This is a genomic window from Gordonia sp. DT219, from assembly GCF_049847065.1.
Classification (GTDB): Bacteria; Actinomycetota; Actinomycetes; order Mycobacteriales; family Mycobacteriaceae; genus Gordonia.
In genome coordinates this window covers 1-20,213 of the sequence record NZ_JBNCNR010000013.1, presented here as the reverse complement: position 1 = coordinate 20,213, position 20,213 = coordinate 1, and the positions used below count along the sequence as shown (strand labels likewise).

Below are 20,213 nucleotides of genomic sequence, written 5' to 3'. Positions count from 1 at the left end.
CCGAAATCGGATGCGGCGGGCGCGTTTCTGGCATCTTTGTCCGGTTCTGAGCCGAGAGACGAATTCAACTCGGGGCGATCGTCGCAACCCGCGCGATCGTGTGTGAAACTGTACGACGATGTCTCGAGTCCTCATCGGCCGTGTTGCGACGGCCGTCGCCGCGTTGGCTGCTGCCGCCGTCGTCGTACTCCCCGGGAGTGCGACGGTGCCGTCGGCGGCTGACTCGACGACGGTACAGACCGCCGCTCAGCGTCAGCCCGAGGCCGTTGCCACGACCGCTGCTGCGCCGCAGAAGTACGTGGCGCTGGGAAGTTCGTACGCGTCAGGGCCCGACGGGCTCGACTCCGTCGGTAACCGGTGCCTGCGCAGTCCGGACAACTATCCGCATCAGGTCGCCGCGGCGTTGAACATGAGCCTCGTCGACGCCACCTGTTCGGGCTCGACCACCGACCACATCCTCGACCGGCCACAACGGTTCGTCCGGCAACCTCAAATCGATGCAGTGACCCCCGGAACGTCCTTGGTCACCATCACCACCGGCGGCAACGATGTCGGCTACGTTCAGCGCCTGACGGCGATGGGCTGCCGCAATTCGGCGCACGACGCGCTGAAGGCGGCCGCGGAGCGGATCTGTGGTCTGGGGCGGCGGATCTCCCCCGAGCCCGATTACGAACGTTTCGCCGCGGTCGAGCAGAAGATGATCGAGACGGCGTTCGCGGTGCGGACGCGGGCTCCCGCCGCCCGCATCGTATTCGTGGACTACCCGCCCGTGGTCGTGGCCGGCGGCCCGACGTGCGCGAAGCTCGCGCTGTCGCCGGAAGAGGTCGACGCGACGATCCGGGTCTACGACGAACTCGCGACGGCGACCGCCGAGGCGGCCCAGATCTCCGGGGCCGAGATCATCCGAACCGCCACAGTCGGCGCAGAGCACACGGTGTGCTCGGCCGACCCGTGGCTGCGTGGCTTCGAGCTGCCGGTGCCGTATCACCCGAACGCGGCAGGCAAGGCCGGTGTCGCGCAACTCGTCATCGACGCGCTGCGTCGATGATCTGATCGGGTCACCGCGCTGATCGGATCACCGACTCAGACTGCCGGCCGGGCCGGGGTGTCACACGGTTTCTTCGACGAACTCCGCGTCGCGGTGGTGAAGCTGTCGCCAGTAGACCAGGGCCATCGAGAACACCAGGAAGGCGCCGGTCGCGGCGATGAGGTTGCCGACCCACCAACCGAAGCCGAGGCGCACGACCAGTCCGATGACGATGCCCGCCACGCCGGCCAGGGCCGAGGTGCCGGCGTTCTGGCTACGCCAGTCGATGCGGTTGCGCCCGGTGGTGATTAGGCTGATCGGGCTGCGGCGCAACGTCTCGACGATGAACACGGTCACCACGACGGTTGCGAGGTAGGCGAGGATGACGCGCGGCAAGGCCGGGATGGACTCGGCGTCGATCCGGGGGAGCAATGCGTACAGCGCGAGCGCGTGGGCGAGGTAGATGCCGAAGGAGCGATCCGACGCGGTCTTCATGAATCGGTCCGGGATCGAGCCGGGATGTCGGCGTTCCTGCCAGATCGTGCCGATGCCATACAGGATCACGATGATCGCGATGAACGACCACATGTTGTGGAGCATGAAGACGTTGGTGGCGCGGAACAGGTCCTCACCGCGGTCGACCACATACAGGTAGTAGAGCCACGTCGCGACGATCACCGCCGCGCTGAGCCCGATGAGGTACCACCGAAAGCGCTTCATGAACGCCTGGAAGGCCTCATAGTGCATGGCGGCAACGCAGCCGGCGAGAATGAAGAATTGGTAGGGGATGACCGTCACCACGAGGTGGCTCCAGATCTCGCCCTGCACGCCCCAGGTGAAGAATGAGATCGGTGCACGCACCATCGCATACATCATCACCATCTGGAAGATGAAGCTCACCGCAAGCAGGTAGCGGTGAGAACCCCAGGTGCGCTTGAGAATCCACAGCACCAGCGGGAACAACAGATAGATCTGCATACTCACCGACAGGAAGTACAGGTGGTACGACGCATTGCCGGTGATGAGGTCGTAGACGATCGACTTCACCGATCGCTTGGCGGCGTCGAAACTGTTCCACCCGTCGGCGACCGCGCCGACGCCACCGAAGTGGTAGCGGACGAAGAACCAATAGAAAAGACTCCACACCACGAACGGAAGACCGATGAGCTTGTAGCGGCGCTTCCAGAACGGGACGGCCTTCAGTTCGCGGTTGCGGTACTGATACGTCAGGACGAAGCCGGTGAGCGTGAAGAAGCCGTAGCGGGTGTAGCGCAGGAACACCTCGACCGCACCGGCGGCCACGCTGGTCGGCGCGGTGACGCTGAGCATCACGTGATCGAGGATCACGCTGCCGAAGGTGACGAGCCGGACCAGATCGATCTGGTAGAGGTGCTTGTCGCGTTTGACGGGCGCGGGGTCGGCGCTGTTCGCCGGACGCGAGGAGCCCGCTTGTGCGCTCACCGCCGCCTGTCCGTCCGCCGTCTGTCCGTCCACCGCCTGCGCGTCGACTGCCTGTCCGGCCACCGCCGGGGGGCCCACCGATTGTTCGGTCATCGACTCGGGGTCACGGCGACCGTTGCCGGGTGATTCCGGCTTCGAGCGGGGTCGCTTCGTGGACGCCGGGGTACCGGTCGATGGCTGTTCGGTAACGATCGGAAGTCCTCCGTCCAATTCTTCGCACGTCGCAGAGGGTGAGGCTACTCCCTGTCGCTGGAAGTTCCGAAGTCGGCCCGAGCGGTCACTCGGTCTGTCAGAGGCGTTCGACGCGGTGGCGTGACCACCGGGCGACGGTGGCCGGTTCGGGCTGCGTCGTTGCCATCGTGTCACCAAAACACCTGGCAGAGGTGCAACCCGGGCACGGTGTTTTGCCCGGTGCGGCCGGCGCAGGGCACGGTACTCATCGCCCGGGCGGCGTGAGATATTCCACTGCGACGGCGTGTGCGGGAGAGACTCAGGTGTTCGGTTCCATCCGGGGCATATGAGGTCCGCGTCGCCGGTGCACCGCAAGCCCGATGCCCGCCGCGACGAAGCACGCCGCAGCGCCGACGGCGAGGCCGGTGCGGGGTCCGGCCGATTCGCTGATCCATCCGATGATCGGGCCGCCGATGGGCGTCGATCCCATGAATGCCACCGACCACAGTGCCATCACGCGGCCGCGCATCTGCGGCTCGCAATTGAGCTGCAGGGTCGCGTTTCCGGTCGACAGGAAAGACACACTGAGCCAGCCGACGAAGAACAGGGCGAGTATGGCCATCCACAGATGCGGAACAAATGCGGTGACGGCGATGGTGATGCCGAATCCGACTGCGGCGAGGATCAGGGTGCGCAATCCGGTCGTGCCGCGCGCAGCGACGAGAAGACCACCGACGACGGCACCGGCCCCCATTGCCGACGTCATGAATCCGAAGGCCTGCGGCCCGCCGTCGAAGACATCCTTCGCCGCGGCCGGCAGCGAGACCTGGAATTCATAGGCGAGGGTTCCGACCAGTGCCATCATCACCAGCGGTACCCACAGCAGCCGACGTCCGGCAACGTAGCGCAGGCCTTCGCGGAGCTGTCCCTTACCGCGCTTGACCGGAACTTCCACGGAGATCTCGGCGGTGCGCATCGCCAGCAGCGACGCCACCACGGCGACGAAACTGGCCGCGTTGATCGCGAAGCACCAGCCAGACCCGACCGCGGCGAGTACCAGACCGGCGACGCCCGGGCCGACCGCCCGCGCGGCGTTGACCATGACCGAGTTGAGGGTCACCGCATTGCGGATGCGGGATTCGCCGACGATCTGATGGATGAAGGCCTGCCGCGCTGGATTCTCGAAGGCGTTGTTGAGGCCGAGGAGCACCGCGAGGACCCCGACCTGCCACACCTGCACCCAGCCGCCGAGGGTCAGCACCGCCAGCACCGCGGCGAGGGCACCCATGACCGACTGCAGCACGACCATGAGTCGGCGTCGGTCGACCCGATCGGCGATGACGCCGGCATAGGGCCCGAAGAACAGGACGGGCAAGGCCTGCAACGCGACGATCAACCCGAGTACCGCCGCCGAGTCGCTCAGGGTCAGGACCAGCCACGCCTGTGCGGTGGCCTGCATCCAGGTGCCGACCAACGACAATGCCTGCCCACCGAAGTAGAGGCGATAGTTGTGGATTCGCAGCGACGAGAACATGCCTCGATCGGGGTCCGCCGACGCAGAAACGGTGGCGCTCAGCTCGTTGCGGTCGTCGGACATCCGTCCCAGTCTAGGACGGCCCACAGCTTGCGACGGACACCGTCAGCAGTCGCAACCGGCGGGACGCGCGCCGGACTATTCGACGCGAACGCCGATATGGGCGGCGAACGTACCGGCGAATTCGATGAGTTGGCTGTCGTCGATGACGGCGCCACGCAATCCGTCGAGATGCCGCAGGCCACCGACTCGTGCACCACGAAGGTCGAAATCGGACAGGTGTGCGCGGTGGGTGTCGATCGCGCCGACCGAAGTCCCGTCGAAGGCCATCCGGGTCACCGTCGCCTCGCCGAGGTCGAGTTCGCCGATGGTGCAGTCCCGGAACACGACGTCGCGGACGTCGGCGCCGCGCAGGTTCACCAGCTCGAGTTTGCAGCCGGTGACCACCATCGTCCGGATTCGGGCGTCGAAGAGGTCGAACGCGCCGATCCGGCTGTTGTCCAGGCGCAGGTTACGAAGGAAGCTGCGGGGCAGCGACAACCGCGGTACCTGCAGGTGGGTGAACAGTGAGTCGGCAATGCGCGCGGAGGTGAGATCGGCGCCGTCGAGAGTCGCCCCCCGCAGCTCGCAGTCGGCGAGCGAGAGGCCCATGAGAGCGCGGTCGGTGAGGTCGATCCCGTGAAATGACGCCCCCTCGATCTCGGCGTCCGCAATCAGGTCGGCCGCATCGCCGGCCTCGTGGTCGGCCGGTGTGTGCGGCTCGATGCGTGGGGGCCGGACGGCCATTGGTCTGCGCTCCTGGGTTCTCGGTGGCGATCGGTCGGTGACTGGGGCATAGGTCTCGGGAAAGGTTGGGTCTCGGGAAGAATTGTTGCGGGTCGAGCCGCGACAGCGTGGCGCGATCGCACTTCGTGAAAATGCCTCTGTCGCAACGGAATACCGCTATCGGGATTTGATCGGGTGAGGACCGGCGGCGCGGTGTCGGTCGGGGCTGTGTGGTCGGGGCGGTGTGGTCGGGGCTGTGTTTAGTCGGGGAGTTCGGGGAGCGGCGGAAGCGGGCGGAACGCGATCTCGTGCGCTTCCTCGTCGGACAGGCCGAATGCCCTCAGCATGTATTCGGCGAAGACACTGTCCGGATTGTCGGAGCCGTCCCCGCTCAGCTGCGCCTGAATCGTGGCGAGGAGACCACCGAAGTAGATGGCGGTCGCCACCGTGGCATCGGGGATGGAGAACCGTCCGGCCTCGACGCCCTTGCGTACATCGCGGCGGTGCAACGGCCCGATGGTGTTGCGGAGTTCCTGCTGCCCGATCCCGAGCCGAACCAGCAACCAGCCCCAGAGTGGATCGCCGACCGCGCTGGTGACCATGTGACGCATTGCGCACGAATTGATCTCGGCGGGATCGGTCATGGGCTCGGTCAACAGGTCGAGGCGCGCACCGAGTGACTCGAGGGCGTCATGCACCACCGCCGCGGTGATCTCCTCGCGAGTCTGGAAGTAGTTGTAGAACGTGCCGGTCCCGAGGTCGGCGCGCTCGGTCACCGCGGTGACGGTGAGGCCTTCGGGGCCTGCGGTGGCAAGGAGTTCGGCCGCCGCCGAGACCAGTTTTCCGCGATTGCGTGCGCGCTGGCGTTCGGTGCGACTCCGTGGTGTCGACGACGTCCCCGTTTCCCTGCCCATGGGGGCCAGCGTATCGGCCTGATTCGGCGCGCGAAATCGCCGGGTATTCCGCCGGTAATACGCGACCATCATATTTGTCAACGTCATCGGGTCGTGCCCAGCTCTGCGGAGGTTGCCGCCGAGTAAGAATCGCGGGCAACGGAAAGGGCGGCTGCACAATCTGTTCGCCGAGTCTGGAGTGAGTTCATCGGCGCGGCACGGCCCGCACTGATCACTCGTCGTCGCATCAAGGGTGAACGGCACGTCCTGGGGCGGTGCGATAAGTTCACTCGGGGGCGCTGAGAGTCACGCTCCGCGTCTGTCGAGGAGCAGCTCGTGACACCTGGATTCGCACCGCCGATCCTGACCTCGCCGAACGGTCCGACGCACGGCCCGCACGCGGCGGTCCTCGCGCTCGGCACGCCGCTCGCGGTCGGACTGGGTGTGTTCTGGAACAGTCCGGAACGCCCGGGCGCCCCGGCCGGAGTCGTCGAGGCATCAGTCGAGGAGAAGATGACCCTGGCTCGCCGCTGGCAGATCAACAGCACCGCCACGTGGCTGACGGTCACCGACCGGTTGATCCGCGGCGAGCACATCCGGGAACAGGCCGCGGAGACGGCCCTCGACCTGCGCGACGAAGTACTCGAACGGAGCGGTGCCGCCTACCTCGACGTCGACGACTGGCTGCGCGCGATCAGCGACCACGCCGAGCAGGCCGGCTGGGAGCCCGACCGCACCGATCTCGTGATGCGGCTGGCGGTCAAGGCTTTCTACGCCGAACAACAGTTGGCCGCCGACGACATGCTGCCCGCAGGCGAACGCGTCGTGACGATGTTCGGCCACGACCTGGCGACTGCCGCCTACCTGACGCAGGCGGGCGCACGGATGGGATATACCGACCCGGCCACCGTGCAACAGATGGTCGATGCCATCGGGCACAACGCTTCTGGCGTGTTCGGTTCGTGGGCGTCGTTCGCCGCGTCGTACGCGATGGCCTCGACCATGCTGTACGGCGGCTATCCGGTCGACGAACCGTATACCGGCGCGGTGGCGGTGATGAAGCTGCTCGGGACCGATCCGTTGAGCCCGTGGACCAACGTGCCGTTCCCGGGCCGGCCGTGATCGACCGCGGCATGGTTCGCGGCACCGCGAACACCAGATACGGCGCCGGGGTGTACGCGGCGGCGACGTCGACCGTCGTCACCGACCCGAACGGCCCGCTCTACGACGAGCATGCGCAGGCGCTCGCCCTCGACGCGATGTCGGCCGTCGACGGCGGGACCGCCTGGAACAGTCTCCTGATCAGTGGGTTGTCGACGTATGAGGCGCGAGTCATTCTGTCGCGCAACCACATCGACAGCACGGCGGACTGGGTGGCGCACCTCGGCGAGTGCCTCGAACCCCGGGTGTTCGGCGACCTCGGGTTCGTCCTGGGCGCCCGCGCCGAGATGATGCGGCGCGACGGCCACACCATCGGCCTCGACCATTGGCTGGGTGAACTGCACGAGTTCCTGTCGGCAGGCGAACAAGATCGGTCCGCGCACGACGCCGTCGAGAGCCTGTGCCCGGCCGTGGCCGAGGTCGACGAGTGGATCGCCGAGACGGGACTCCTCCCCGAGGGCACGGCATTGCGCTCGCTGACCGGGATGCAATGCGCGCGCGTCGTAACGGCGGTCCGCTGGGGTGAGCAGTCGGGCTACGGCGACCGGGCGGCCGTCCGGCAGGGGCTGCTCGCCGCACGTGACCTGGCCGGCGCAGACTTCGCCGACTGGGCCGAGTTCGGCACGTCGACTCTCGCCGGGTGGGTGCTGCATGAGGCGCCGGAGCGGCGTCGTGCCGCGTGGGACGCCGGACTCTCCGCACTCGCGACGCTGCTCACCGCCGTCGAGAGCCCGTGGCGCAACCTCGACTTCCCGCTGACCGCAGACCTCACCGGTCTGCCCGACTGGTTCGGAGACGACTGATGGCCTTCCGGCGCCGTTTGCGACAAGCGGCCGACGATGCGGCACAAGACGACTCGCCACGAGAATGGGGCGCGAAAGACAGCCCCGAGAAGCTCGCCGATGTGATGGCACGCGACTTCACGTCCGCGGCACTGCCCGTCGACGTCGACGGCTACCTGTACGGCCCGGTCGCGCAGGGACTGGCGATGTCGGGGCCGATGGTGGCCGCCAACAGCGGCAGGTGGAACTCGTTGACCGACATCGGCGACCTCGCCCCCGGCAACGTGAAATACATCCTCAACGACGTGTGGGGCATCGAGGACGCCGAGGTGTGGATGGATCGCCTCAACCGTCTGGTGTCCTCCCGATACGGCGACTCGGTGGCCTACCACGCCGCCGACATCCGCCGCGCCGCGCGAGCGACCCGCGACGTGCCGACGCTCGACGACGCGAGCTGGGAGCGCGCCCTTCGGGACGAGGCCGCGCGGCTGGAGGCATCGACCGAATACGCCGATGTGCTCGTCGCCTCGATCCCGGGCATCCGCGCAGCCGAGGGAGACGCTCCGCCGCGCCCGCCTTCTGGCGCCCGACGAGGAGGTCGAAGCACTCGACGCCTACGACTATGTGCGCGCCGGGAACCTGGCGCGCTGGGGGGGTCATCGAAGGCTGGGGTGACATCAACATCGTGCGCAACGTCGCGCTCGCGTCGCGGGACTCCGCGATCGAGCCTTATTCGTCTTGGCGCGCTTACGGATTGGGTATGAGCGCGGGCCGTATCGTCACCTACCCCGACACCTGGGGCAAAGAAGTGGTCGCCGTCATCGAATGGCTCCGCCCCTTCCTCGACTCCGTCCACTCACCGTGGAATCATCTCCCGTTCCCGACCGAACCGCTCCAGTAGCGGGCGCTGCTCTGTACCGACGTCCGTCGCAGATCACTCCCTGTAGCAACTCCCGTGCGACCCGGATGGTCCGCCCGTCTCGCAGACGCCTGCGGGCAAGGCCATCATGTGTGTGTCCGGAGCCACCAGCCCGACCTGGCAATACGGCCCCTGATGGTGCATCGTCACAACTGGCTAACAACCTCTCCCACGATTTCCGGGTCAGCGGCCACGAGAGCTACGCTTGTTACGAATGTGACTGATGTGATTTAAGGGGCAAATGGTGCGTAGCAGTTGGATGCGAGTCCTGGCGGCGATGACGACCGCCGTGGCCGTCGGTGCTGTCACCGGCGCGGGTGTCGGTGTGGCGGACACCGACCCGGCACCCACCGCCACATCCCCGGCCGCAGAGTCGGCCACCCCGACCAACCCGGCGAATCCCGCACCGATGAACTCGTCGAAGATCCAGACGCTGGTGCATGATTCGCCGCAGCAGGTCACCGCGATCGTGTACTCGGCGTCGATGAACAAGCTGATTCCGGTCACCATCCTGCTGCCCAAGGACAAGAGCAAGCCGGCCCCGACGCTGTATCTGCTCAATGGTGCCGGTGGTGGCGAGGACTCGGCGACCTGGGCAGCCAAGACCAGCTATGCGCAGTACTTCGCGGACAAGAACGTCTACGTGGTGACCCCGATCGGTGGCGCCTTCTCCTACTACACGGATTGGCAGAAGGACGACCCGGCGCTGGGACGCAACAAGTGGACGACCTTCCTCACCAAGGAGCTGCCGCCGCTGATCGACAAGCAGTTCGATACGACGGGCACCAACGCGATCGCCGGTATCTCCATGGCCGGGACCTCGGTGCTGAATCTGGCGATCGCGGCTCCGGGCCTCTACAAGTCCGTCGCCGCCTACAGCGGCTGTGCCCGCACCAGTGATCCGCTGGGCCTGGCCTACATTCGCATGGTTGTCGGCGACCGCGGGCACGGCAACATCGTCAACATGTGGGGTGTGCCCGGCGGCCCGGGCTGGGTGGCCAACGATCCGTACGTCAACGCCGCAAAACTCAAGGGCACCAAGGTGTATATGACCAGCGGCAGCGGTCTGCCCGGTCCGAATGATCAGCTCGGTTCGCCGCTGATCAACGGCGATCCGGTGACCCTCGGCAACCAGATCGTCATGGGTGGCGTCATCGAGGCGGCGGTGAATCAGTGCACCGAGCAGATGGCCCAGCGCATGAACGAACTCGGCGTCGACAACAAGGTCATGTTCCGCCCCACCGGGACCCACTCGTGGGAGTACTGGGAGCAGGACCTGCACGACACGTGGCCGATGATCGCCGCAGACCTCGCCGCGCGTCCGGCCACCCGATGATCAGGGCATACCGTCAGCCGCTGTGAGGCCGCGAGGTCCGGCGCCCACTGGGCCATGAAAGCTCAGTAGGCCATGAACAAGATCTCGTCGCGGGAGTACTCGTGGTCGGGATGGTTCTCGGCGAGGTGTTTGCGGACGTTGTCGACGAGCTCGTCCTCGGTGGAACCGCGCAGCATCTCGCCACATGGGCAGGTGAGACGGGACTTTGTCTTCATTTCTGGGTCACCCGATCCTTGAGGAGTAGTCGGACGGTGAGTTCGAGGCGGTTGGTGACATCGGTCGCCGATGCGCGGCGGGTGAGCCACTGCACCAGGTTCGACATCCACACGTCGGCGAGGACGCGGGCGATGGCGAGGTCCTCGGCGGTGGGTTCACCCTCGTCGACGATGGCGCCGGCGAACAGCCGGTCGATGATGCCCGCGACCTGATCGACCTCGGCGGTGGCCGAGGCGTCGGCGAACATGAATGCGCGGGTCATCGCCTCGGTCAACAGCGGATCGCGTTGCATGGCGAAGGTGATCATGTCGAGGACGTGCCGCAATCGCTCGACGGAGTTCTCGCCGCGGAGCTGTGATCGGTCGACGCGGGACTCGACGCGCGCCAACTCGCGGGCCAGCGACGTCACCAGCAGGTGGACCTTGGACGGGAAGTAGCGGTAGAGCGTGCCCACCGCGACATCGGCCTTCTCGGCCACCGTGCGCATCTGGACGGCGTCGTAGCCGCCCTTGGACGCCAGGGTCAAGGTGGCGTCGAGGATTCGACGCCGTCGGTCACGCTGCGCCGCGGAACCGGATTCGCCGCCGGTGTCGGCGACGAGTTCCGTCGCGGTTGCGGCGTTGTCAGATGCAGCCATGTGCTCTCGGACATCCTCACGTCGTCGGTGTGCTGTCTTGCGGTTGGTGGGTACCGAACAGGCGACCCTCATGGCATATTAGAACAGGTTCTATTTCTTGGTCACCTTTCGACACCGAAGGATCTCCGTGACTCTCGCCACGTCCGCCGAACAGCTCGCCGTCTGCGACGCCATCGCAGCCTGGGCGGCGCAGGTCGGCACCGCAGACATCGCCCGCGCCCAGATCGACAAACCCGGCAGTGACGACTGGTCGGAATTGTTCCACCAACTGGCCGAATTCGGGGTGTTCGCCGCGGCGTTGCCGGAAACTCACGGCGGTCTCGGTGCGAGCTTCGCCGACGTCGCGGCCATGCTCGAGCGCTGCGGCCATGATCTGGTGCCCGGGCCGATCGGGGAGACGGTCGCGACGGCACTGGCACTCGGCCTGAGCGACGATCCGCGTGCCGAGGGGCTGCTGGCCGCGGTGAGCGCGGGTGCGGCCCCGGGCGTCGTGCCGGTCATCGGGGCGCCGATCGCCGAGATCGGCGACCACCTCGACCTCATGGTGGCCGGCTACGTCGATGATGCGGTGCTGCTCGTGCCCACCACAGCCGGCTGGCGCATCGTCGCGCCGCGGACCGGGACCCGTGAGGTCAGTGTGGAGGTGCCGGTGGACGGTGCCACCCCTGTCGCACGGGTGGCGATCGACGGACTCGGCGCCGACGACGTCATCGCCTGCGGTGACGCCGAGCTCATCACCGGGGTACTGGCGTTGGTGCGCAACGCATTTCAGAGCGGCGTCAGCCGGTGGGCCCTCGATACCGCCGTCGACTATGCGAAGGTGCGCACCCAATTCGGCGTGCCGATCGGATCCTTTCAGGCGATCAAGCACATCTGCGCCGACATGCTCTGCCGCGCCGAGCAAGTCGAGGCGGCCGCGTGGGATCTCGCCCGCGCCGTCGATGCCGCGGCCGCGGCGCCCGACGGTGACGACCACGAGAGCACGCGTGCACAACTGGCGCTGAGCGGGTTCGCCGCCGACGTCCTCGTGGCAGACCTCCCGGCCGCGATCACCAAGGACTGCATCCAGGTACTCGGCGGCATCGGCTTCACCTTCGAGCACGACGCGCACCTGTACCTGCGCTCGGCGCTGGCGGTGCGTGCCCGCCTCGGACACGGGCATTCGGCCCGCACCGAGCTGGCGCGGCGTGGCCTGCAAGGTGACCGCCGCGACTTCGACATCGATCTGTCGGCGGTCGAGGATCGTCGCCCCGAGGTGCGGGCCATGGCCGAAAAGATCGTCGCCACAACGGAAGCCGGGCAGCGCCGCGTGCTCGCGGAGTCGGGCTACCTCGCCCCGCACTGGCCGCCGCCATACGGCCTCGGCGCCGACCCGGCGCTGCAACTGCTCATCGACTCCGAATTCGAGCGCGCCGGCGTCGTGCGTCCGGACCTGGTGATCGGTGCCTGGGCGATTCCGACCATCCTCGAGCACGGCACCGAAGCTCAGCGAAAGCGCTTCGTCGCACCGACACTCGCCGGTGACATCGTGTGGTGCCAGTTGTTCAGCGAGCCCGAGGCGGGCTCCGACCTCGCATCCTTACGGACCCGGGCAACACGCGTCGACGGCGGCTGGACACTGACGGGGCAAAAGATCTGGACCTCGCAGGCCCACCATGCGCAGTGGGGAATCTGCCTGGCGCGCACCGGTGGTGACGATGTGCCGAAGCACAAGGGCATCACGTACTTCCTGGTCGACATGAGCGCTCCGGGCATCGACATCCGCCCACTACGGGAACTCACCGGCCGCGCGAACTTCAACGAGGTGTTCGTCGACGACGTGTTCGTGCCCGACGACTGCGTGGTCGGCGACGTCGGCGGCGGCTGGCGGCTGGCCCGGACGACACTGGCCAACGAGCGGGTCGCGATGGGCGGATCGGGTCTCGGCAAGGAGATGGACGCGCTGCTGCGCCAGATCGACGCGATGCCGCGGGAACCGAGCGCCGCCGAGGCGGCCGAGCTGGGACGGCTGGTCGCCGACGCCCACATCGGACGCGTCCTCGATGCGCGGGCCGTCACCCGCCGACTGGCCGGCCACGACCCCGGCGCCCTGTCGAATGTCCGCAAGCTGATCGGCGTCGCACATCGGCAGTCGGTGCCCGAGTTCGCGTCCGACCTGCTCGGTGTGGGCGGCATCGCAGCGAGCGACGCCTCCGACCTCGCTCTGCAGAACCGCTGCCTGTCGATCGCCGGCGGCACCACCCAGATCCTGCGCACCGCCGCAGCCGAACGCATTCTCGGACTGCCCCGATCCTGACCCGGCAGCAGAGGCCGAACCCGCAGATCGTGTGGCAAAGGCGACCGCCGGAAGACCATCTCTGATACAACTAGAACAAGTTCTAATTTCGATAGGAGGTTCCGGGGTGGACTTTGCCGTCGATGCCGAAGCGATCGCCGTCGGCGACGTGGCCGCAGACGTGCTCGCTCGCCACGAGACGCATTGGGAATCCAAGTTCGACAGCGAGGTCGGCGGGTTCGACACCGACCTGTGGCGGGCGATGGGTGGCGCCGGGCTCGGCGTGCTCGCGTTGCCGTCGTCGCTGGGTGGCGACGACCTCGGTGTGCTCGCGCTGCTCCCGCTGCTGCGTCGGCTGGGGGAATCGGCGGCGGTTCTGCCGGTGATCGGTTCGCTGACCTCGGCGCTGGTGTTGGCGCACCTCGATCCGGAGGCTTCCGATTCCGGTCCACGGCGCCGGTGGGCGGCCACACTCGCCGACGGGGCCTGGCACGCCGTGGCCATCGGCGAGGTCGGCGATCCGCTGACCGAGGCACCCCGGACCCGGCTGCGCGATGGGCGGCTCGATGGCACCAAGACCGGCGTCCTGCACGCCGACGGGGCGTCGGCACTGCTGGTGGCCGCCGACGCGGGCGTCGTCGCGGTTCGCCCCGACGCGCCGGGCGTGGCGGTGCATCGCACCGTCTCGTCGAGTGGCTGGGGTGAGTACACGGTCCGGTTCGACAATGTCGCCGTCGACGACGCCGACCTGCTCACCGCCGACCTGGCGGTGCTGCGCGACCGTTACCGAATCGCGCTGTGTGCCTTTGCCGATGGCCTGATCGGCGGTGCGACGCGGCTGACCGCCGACCACGTGTCCGCACGCAATCAGTTCGGCAAGCCGATCGCGCTGTTCCAGGCCGTAGGCCAACAACTCGCCGACATCTATGTGGTGGGGCGATCGATGAACCTCGCCACCACGTCCGCGGCGTGGCGTCTGTCCGAAGGGCTTGACGCGCAACAGGATCTGGCGATCGGCGCGTACTGGCTGGCCGCCGAGATCCCGGCGACGTTGCGGACGATGACCCATCTGCACGGTGGCGTGGGCGTCGACCTCACCTATCCGCTACATCGCTATTTCTCGATCGCGAAAGACCTCGCCCGACTCGTCGGCGGCGCGCACGCACGGCTCGACGAGATGGCCGACGAGCAGGTGGCCAGCCGTGTATATTGACCTGACGCCCGACCAGCGTGCCCTGAAAGGGCAACTGCGCGAATACTTCTCCGACCTGGTCAGCCCACAAGAAGCACTGACCATGCTCACCGAACGGCACGGCCCGACCTACCGCAAGGTGATCAAGCGGATGGGCACCGACGGCTGGCTCGGCGTCGGCTGGCCGAAAGAATACGGCGGCAAGGGATTCGGCGACATCGAGCAGCAGATCTTCACCAATGAGGCGGTCCGCGCCGATGTGCCGCTACCCGCGGTCACCCTGCAAACCGTCGGACCCACCCTGCAGGAGCACGGCACCGACGAACTGAAGGATCGCTTCCTGCCCCGAATCCTCTCCGGTGATGTGCATTTCGCGATCGGCTACACCGAGCCGGAGGCCGGCACCGACCTCGCGTCGTTGACGACCACGGCCGTGCGGGACGGCGACCACTACGTGGTCAACGGTCAGAAGATCTTCACCACCGGCGGCCACGACGCCGACTACATCTGGCTGGCCGTGCGCACCGACAAGGCCGCCCCCAAACACAAGGGCATCTCCATCCTCATCGTCGACACCACCGATCCGGGGTTCTCCTGGACACCGATCATCACCGCCGACGGTGCCCACCACGTCAACGCGACGTACTACAGCGACGTCCGCGTGCCGGTGTCCATGCGGGTCGGCGAAGAGGGAGACGGCTGGCGGCTCATCACGACGCAGCTCAATCATGAGCGCGTCATGCTCGGTCCGGCCGGTCGCATCGAGGGCCTCGCCGCACGGGTGCGGCAGTGGGCGGAGCGGCGCGGACCGGACGAGATCGTCGTCGCTGAGCAACCCGACGTACGACGTGCGCTGGCCCGCATCGACGCCTACGCCCGGATCAACGAGCTGCTCAACTGGCAGGTGGCCTCGACCGGGCAGGCCATCTCCATGGCCGATGCGGCCGCCACGAAGGTCTTCGCCACCGAACGCCTGCAGGAGATACATCGGATGATCGACGAGATCGTCGGGCGCTATGGCGATTTCACCGATCCCGAGACGGCCGCACTCGCCGACTGGCTGGATGTACAGGCCAAACGCAACGTCGTCATCACCTTCGGCGGTGGTGTCAACGAGGTCATGCGCGACATGATCGCCACCGCGGGACTCGGATTGCCGAGGGCCAAGCGATGACCATATCGGCCGACGCCATCCTCGCTGCCGCCGACGAGATCAAGGCCGCCGGCCCGAGCGCCCCCGTCACGGGCCGCGACCCGGTGAACCTGCCGATGATCCGTAACTGGGTCGAGGCGATGGGTGACGACAACCCCATCTACGTCGACGCCGACGCCGCGTGGGCCGCCGGTCATCCCGGCATCGTCGCGCCGCCGGCGATGGCACAGGTGTGGACGATGCGTGGGTTACACGGAGCACGCACCGCCGACGACCCACTCGGGCGGGCCACCGAACTGTTCGACGAGGCCGGCTACACCTCGGTCGTGGCGACCAACTGCGACACCACCTATCACCGGTACATCGAGGTCGGTGAAGACGTCGAACTGTCGGCCGAACTCGTCGACGTCGTCGGCCCCAAGTCGACGGCGCTGGGGGAGGGGTGGTTCTTCACCACCCGCAACACCTGGTCGGTCGGTGACGAGGTGGTCGCCGAGATGGATTTCCGCATCCTCAAGTTCCGTCCGGCGGAGCGGTCGGCGGCCGAGCCGGCGCAGGTCGGTTCAGGCGGGGTTCCCGAGGACCTCGATTCGGCGAAGATGCTGCGGCCCAGCGTCTCCCGGGACACCGCCTTCTTCTGGGAGGGAATCGACGCGCACGAGCTGCGCATTCAGCGGGTGGCCGACGGCTCGTTGTGTCACCCTCCGATCCCGGCGACGTGGAAGCCGCGTGCGGCCGACGGCACGATCGAGCAGACCGACTACGTGGTCTCCACCGGATTCGGCACTGTGTACAGCTACGTCGTGCACCGCGCGCCGAAGGTACCCGGCCGGCAACTGCCGTTCGTCGTCGCGCTGGTAGAACTCGACGAGGGCGTGCGGATGCTCGGGGAGTTGCGTGGCGTCGACCCGGACGCCGTCGAGATCGGGATGCCGGTCACCGCAACGTTTATCGATTTGCCGGACGACCCCGACACCGGCGCGCCGGCGTGGACACTCTATGCCTGGGAACCGAGTACGACCGGAGGCCGCCGATGACCGTAGAAGCCGCCCCGGCCGTCGAGGCCGGAACCACATTGCCCGCGTTGACGATCGAGGCCGCCCCGACCTTCATCGTCGCCACCGCGCTGGCCACCCGCGACTTCCAGGATGTGCATCACGACCGGGATCTCGCGCAGGCCAAGGGCTCCAAGGACATCTTCGTCAACATCCTCACCGACACCGGGCTGGTCGAACGGTTCGTGACCGACTGGGCCGGGCCGTCGGCGCGCATCACCTCGATCACCCTCAAGCTCGGAGTGCCGTGGTACGCCTACGATTCGGTGACCTTCACCGGTGAGGTGACCGCCCGCGACGGCGACGCGGTGACGGTATCGGTGACCGGCACCAATTCGCTCGGCAAGCATGTCATCTCGACGGTGGAGCTCACCCTCGGTACACGAACGGGGAAGAACTGATGGGCACACTCTCGGGGCAGGCGGCGATCGCCGGAATCGGCGCGACCGAATTCTCCAAGGACTCCGGGCGCAGCGAACTCCGGCTCGCGGCCGAGGCGGTCGGCGCGGCCATCGCCGACGCCGGACTCACCCCCGCCGACGTCGACGGCCTCGTCAGCTTCACCATGGACACCAACGCCGAGATCGCCGTCGCCCGCGCGGTCGGGGTGAAGGAGATGACCTACTTCTCGCGCATCCACTACGGCGGCGGAGCGGCGTGCGCGACCGTGCAACAGGCGGCCATGGCGGTGGCCACCGGCGTCGCCGACGTCGTCGTCGCCTACCGCGCCTTCAACGAGCGGTCGGGACTGCGCTTCGGACAGGTCAATTCGGCCGTCGCCAACCAGGAGAACTCGTCGGGGACCGACAACGCCTTCTCCTATCCGCATGGACTTTCCACGCCGGCGGCGTTCGTCGCGATGATCGCGCAACGCTACATGCACGACTACGGCGCCACCAGTGCCGACTTCGGGCAGATCGCCGTGGTCGACCGCAAACATGCCGCGGTGAATCCGAACGCATTCTTCTACGGCAAGCCGATCACCCTCGACGATCATCAGGCCTCACGGTACATCGCCGAGCCACTGCATCTGCTGGACTGCTGTCAGGAATCCGACGGTGGTGTCGCGCTGGTGATCACGTCGGCGGAGCGGGCCAAGGACCTGCCGCACCGTCCGGCCGTCATCGCCGGCGCCGCGGCCGGCAGCGCCGAGGATCAGTTCATCATGACCAGCTACTACCGCGACGAACTCGCCGCCCTGCCGGAGATGGGCCTGGTCGGCCGGCAGCTGTGGAAGCAATCCGGATTGCGCCCCGACGACATGGATCTCGCGATCCTCTACGACCACTTCACGCCCTACACGCTGCTGCAACTCGAAGAGCTCGGCTTCTGCGGGCGGGGGGAGGCAAAGGATTTCGTCGCCGACCCCGGGGCCCTGGAGGTCGGTGGCAGGCTGCCGCTCAACACCCACGGCGGACAGCTGGGCGAGGCATACATTCACGGTATGAACGGGATCGCCGAGGGCGTGCGGCAACTGCGCGGCCAGTCGGTCAATCAGGTCGGCGGCGCCGAACGAGTGGTGGTCACCGCCGGAACCGGCGTTCCGACAAGCGGTTTGGTGCTCACCACATGACGCGCACGCCGGCTCGATACTCAGACTTCAGTGGTGACACATCCCCATCGACACAGGAGCTCGGACAATGACCACCGATACCGCGACAACCCACTCTGCAGGAGCTGGGCAGCAGCCGCACAAGTTCAATCTGGCCGACGTGTTCGAGACGGTCGCCGACTCTGTGCCCGAACGCATCGCCCTGAGCTATGAGGGTCGCCAGATCAGCTATGCCGAACTAGACGGGCTCGCCAACCGGGTCGCGCACCTGTTGCGCGACAACGGCATCGAGGCCGCGGATCACGTGTCACTGTTCCTCAAGAACAGCGTCGAACACGTGACGAGCCTGCTCGGACTGCTGAAGATCCGTGCGGTGCCGGTGAACGTCAACTACCGCTACACCAATTCCGAATTGCAGTACATCTTCGACAACTCCGATTCGCGGGGGATCATCGTCGAACTCCCGGAGCATCAGCGCAGCGTCGCCACCTTGTTGCCTGAATTGCCGCAGGTGCGAACGGTATTCGTCATCGGCGGCATCGTCGACGAACTCACGGCGGCCGCCGCAGACCTACCGGAGAGCAGGCACGTCGCCGTCGTGTCCTTTGCCGATGAGGCGTCCGCGTCGGAGGAACGCGACTTCGAGCCCCGTACCGGCGACGAGCTGTACCTGCTCTACACCGGCGGCACCACCGGATACCCGAAGGGCGTGATGTGGCGCCACGACGACTTCTTCCGCAAACCCATCTCCGGCGGCAATCCGTACGGCGACGCACGTAAGGACCTTGCCGAAGTCGGCAGCGCCGTCAAGGATTTCGGTTCGATCGCATTCAACATCGCAGCCCCGCTGATGCACGGCGCGGCCTCGTATTCGCTGTTCACCTTCCTGACTCTCGGTGGACGACTGGTCCTGATGCGTGACTTCGACCCGGCCGCGATCGTGAAGGGCATCGAGGACGAGAAGATCCAGATCATCCTGATCGTCGGCGATGCCATGGGCATGCCGCTGGCCGAGGAGATGGAACGCCGCAAGGACGACGTTGATCTCTCGTCGCTGTTCTCGGTGACCTCCGGTGGTGCGATCTGGTCGCACCACAACCGTGACCGGTTCGTCGCGATCAAACCGGATCTGCTGCTGCGCGACAACTTCGGTGCGTCCGAGTCGGGTAACGACGGCGAGATCATGATGGACGACAACGGAAATCTGCGGGTGCCGCCCACCGAGAAGATGATGGTGGTCGACGAACGGCTCGAACAGATCGAGCCCGGCTCCGGCGATGTCGGGTACATCGCGCGGATCGGCAACGTGCCGCTCGGCTACTACAAGGACGAGGAGAAGAGCGCGCGCACCTTCCCGACCCTGCCCGACGGCCGGCGCATCTCCGTTCTGGGTGACATGGGCACCGTCGAGCCCGACGGGTCGATCGTCTTCCTCGGTCGCGGTTCACAATGCATCAACACCGGCGGCGAGAAGGTCTATGCCGAGGAGGTCGAGGCGGTGCTCCACGCACACCCCGCGGTAGCCGATGCCCTGGTGGTGCCGGTGCCCGACGAACGTTACGGTCAGCGGGTGGCCGCGGTCGTGCGGGTCGCCGACGGTGCCGCTGAACCGACGCTCGCCGAGATCCAGGAACACTGTCGCGAATCCCTTGCCCGATACAAGGTTCCGCGGACCGTCGTCTTCGTCGACGACGTCAAACGCACCCCGGCCGGCAAGGCCGACTACCGCTGGGCCAAGAACACCGCCGCCGCATCGTCGGAGCCGGCGCCGGCCTGACCCCGTCCTCGAAATCGGTAGACATCTTTCGCGGAAACCGCGACTAGATGTCTACCGATTCTCGTTTCGAAAGAAGTGGCGATTGCGGGTTGCCGATCGGTCATATCGGGTGTAGACTCGAATGCACAAGCGACGAACAAATGTTTGATCGCATTCACTTTGGTCGTATTCACTGGGGGGTGACAATGACAACGATCGACCTGCCGGCTCTTGCGCCGGATGAGCAGGTGACGTTGTTGCATGCCCTTCTCGATCAGATGGGTTCGACGGATCTGTCGCAGTGTTCGGATGAGTCGTTGTTGGAGGT

Annotated in this window: 19 protein-coding genes; 13 read left to right on the top strand and 6 right to left on the bottom strand. The window is 66.8% G+C overall.

What is annotated here, in order from left to right; all coding sequences use genetic code 11:
- Nucleotides 1-118 precede the first annotated feature (118 nt).
- Nucleotides 119-1,048, top strand: a complete 930-nt coding sequence (locus ACPXB3_RS15465) for an SGNH/GDSL hydrolase family protein (protein WP_425705966.1) — start codon at nt 119-121, stop codon at nt 1,046-1,048.
- A 60-nt stretch (nt 1,049-1,108) separates the two neighbouring features.
- Here the strand turns inward: ACPXB3_RS15465 and ACPXB3_RS15460 are convergent, their stop codons facing one another.
- From ACPXB3_RS15460 to ACPXB3_RS15445, 4 genes are all read right to left on the bottom strand, one after another.
- The gene (locus ACPXB3_RS15460; RefSeq protein WP_425705967.1) at nt 1,109-2,581 is read right to left on the bottom strand and encodes an acyltransferase; all 1,473 of its coding nucleotides are present in this window, start codon (nt 2,579-2,581) and stop codon (nt 1,109-1,111) included.
- A 397-nt stretch (nt 2,582-2,978) separates the two neighbouring features.
- Nucleotides 2,979-4,256, bottom strand: coding sequence for an MFS transporter (locus ACPXB3_RS15455; protein WP_425705968.1), 1,278 nt, complete (start codon nt 4,254-4,256; stop codon nt 2,979-2,981).
- 75 nt (nt 4,257-4,331) lie between these two features.
- Entirely contained in the window at nt 4,332-4,979 is a 648-nt protein-coding gene (locus ACPXB3_RS15450) for a pentapeptide repeat-containing protein (protein WP_425705969.1), read from the bottom strand.
- A 239-nt stretch (nt 4,980-5,218) separates the two neighbouring features.
- Nucleotides 5,219-5,872: a TetR/AcrR family transcriptional regulator gene (locus ACPXB3_RS15445; protein WP_425728288.1), complete on the bottom strand. Its 654-nt coding sequence runs from the start codon at nt 5,870-5,872 to the stop codon at nt 5,219-5,221.
- Nucleotides 5,873-6,187: 315 nt separating this feature from the next.
- Here ACPXB3_RS15445 and ACPXB3_RS15440 point away from each other — a divergent pair, with 315 nt between their 5' ends.
- The 5 genes from ACPXB3_RS15440 (at nt 6,188) to ACPXB3_RS15420 (ending at nt 10,049) form a co-directional block, all read left to right on the top strand.
- Entirely contained in the window at nt 6,188-6,973 is a 786-nt protein-coding gene (locus tag ACPXB3_RS15440) for a DUF1266 domain-containing protein (protein WP_425705971.1), read from the top strand.
- Nucleotides 6,940-7,815 (top strand): DUF1266 domain-containing protein, encoded by an 876-nt coding sequence (locus ACPXB3_RS15435; protein WP_425705972.1) that lies wholly within the window; start codon nt 6,940-6,942, stop codon nt 7,813-7,815. The genes ACPXB3_RS15440 and ACPXB3_RS15435 overlap by 34 nt, the downstream gene beginning before the upstream one ends.
- Nucleotides 7,815-8,558, top strand: coding sequence for a hypothetical protein (locus ACPXB3_RS15430; protein ID WP_425728286.1), 744 nt, complete (start codon nt 7,815-7,817; stop codon nt 8,556-8,558). Before ACPXB3_RS15435 ends, ACPXB3_RS15430 begins: the two co-directional genes overlap by 1 nt.
- Nucleotides 8,555-8,695, top strand: coding sequence for a hypothetical protein (locus tag ACPXB3_RS15425; RefSeq protein WP_425728284.1), 141 nt, complete (start codon nt 8,555-8,557; stop codon nt 8,693-8,695). Before ACPXB3_RS15430 ends, ACPXB3_RS15425 begins: the two co-directional genes overlap by 4 nt.
- 259 nt (nt 8,696-8,954) lie before the next feature.
- Nucleotides 8,955-10,049 carry an alpha/beta hydrolase gene (locus ACPXB3_RS15420; RefSeq protein WP_425705974.1) on the top strand — a complete coding sequence of 365 codons (1,095 nt, stop codon included), beginning with the start codon at nt 8,955-8,957 and terminating at the stop codon, nt 10,047-10,049.
- A 62-nt stretch (nt 10,050-10,111) separates the two neighbouring features.
- Here ACPXB3_RS15420 and ACPXB3_RS15415 read toward each other — a convergent pair whose 3' ends face one another.
- Nucleotides 10,112-10,264, bottom strand: coding sequence for a DUF1059 domain-containing protein (locus tag ACPXB3_RS15415; RefSeq protein ID WP_425705975.1), 153 nt, complete (start codon nt 10,262-10,264; stop codon nt 10,112-10,114).
- On the bottom strand, nt 10,261-10,902 hold the full coding sequence (gene kstR, locus ACPXB3_RS15410; RefSeq protein WP_425705976.1) for a cholesterol catabolism transcriptional regulator KstR: 642 nt from the start codon (nt 10,900-10,902) through the stop codon (nt 10,261-10,263). Before kstR ends, ACPXB3_RS15415 begins: the two co-directional genes overlap by 4 nt.
- 127 nt (nt 10,903-11,029) lie before the next feature.
- Here kstR and ACPXB3_RS15405 point away from each other — a divergent pair, with 127 nt between their 5' ends.
- The 7 genes from ACPXB3_RS15405 to ACPXB3_RS15375 all read left to right on the top strand — a co-directional run bounded on the left by ACPXB3_RS15405 (nt 11,030) and on the right by ACPXB3_RS15375 (nt 19,906).
- Nucleotides 11,030-13,198 (top strand): acyl-CoA dehydrogenase family protein, encoded by a 2,169-nt coding sequence (locus ACPXB3_RS15405; RefSeq protein WP_425728282.1) that lies wholly within the window; start codon nt 11,030-11,032, stop codon nt 13,196-13,198.
- 106 nt (nt 13,199-13,304) lie between these two features.
- Nucleotides 13,305-14,390 (top strand): acyl-CoA dehydrogenase family protein, encoded by a 1,086-nt coding sequence (locus tag ACPXB3_RS15400; protein ID WP_425728280.1) that lies wholly within the window; start codon nt 13,305-13,307, stop codon nt 14,388-14,390.
- Nucleotides 14,380-15,543, top strand: a complete 1,164-nt coding sequence (locus ACPXB3_RS15395; RefSeq protein WP_425728278.1) for an acyl-CoA dehydrogenase family protein — start codon at nt 14,380-14,382, stop codon at nt 15,541-15,543. The genes ACPXB3_RS15400 and ACPXB3_RS15395 overlap by 11 nt, the downstream gene beginning before the upstream one ends.
- Entirely contained in the window at nt 15,540-16,559 is a 1,020-nt protein-coding gene (locus ACPXB3_RS15390) for a bifunctional MaoC family dehydratase N-terminal/OB-fold nucleic acid binding domain-containing protein (protein WP_425728276.1), read from the top strand. Before ACPXB3_RS15395 ends, ACPXB3_RS15390 begins: the two co-directional genes overlap by 4 nt.
- Nucleotides 16,556-16,978 carry a MaoC family dehydratase gene (locus tag ACPXB3_RS15385; RefSeq protein ID WP_425728274.1) on the top strand — a complete coding sequence of 141 codons (423 nt, stop codon included), beginning with the start codon at nt 16,556-16,558 and terminating at the stop codon, nt 16,976-16,978. The genes ACPXB3_RS15390 and ACPXB3_RS15385 overlap by 4 nt, the downstream gene beginning before the upstream one ends.
- Nucleotides 16,978-18,150, top strand: coding sequence for a lipid-transfer protein (locus ACPXB3_RS15380; protein ID WP_425728272.1), 1,173 nt, complete (start codon nt 16,978-16,980; stop codon nt 18,148-18,150). The genes ACPXB3_RS15385 and ACPXB3_RS15380 overlap by 1 nt, the downstream gene beginning before the upstream one ends.
- 67 nt (nt 18,151-18,217) lie before the next feature.
- Nucleotides 18,218-19,906: an AMP-binding protein gene (locus tag ACPXB3_RS15375; protein ID WP_425728270.1), complete on the top strand. Its 1,689-nt coding sequence runs from the start codon at nt 18,218-18,220 to the stop codon at nt 19,904-19,906.
- Nucleotides 19,907-20,213: the final 307 nt, after the last annotated feature.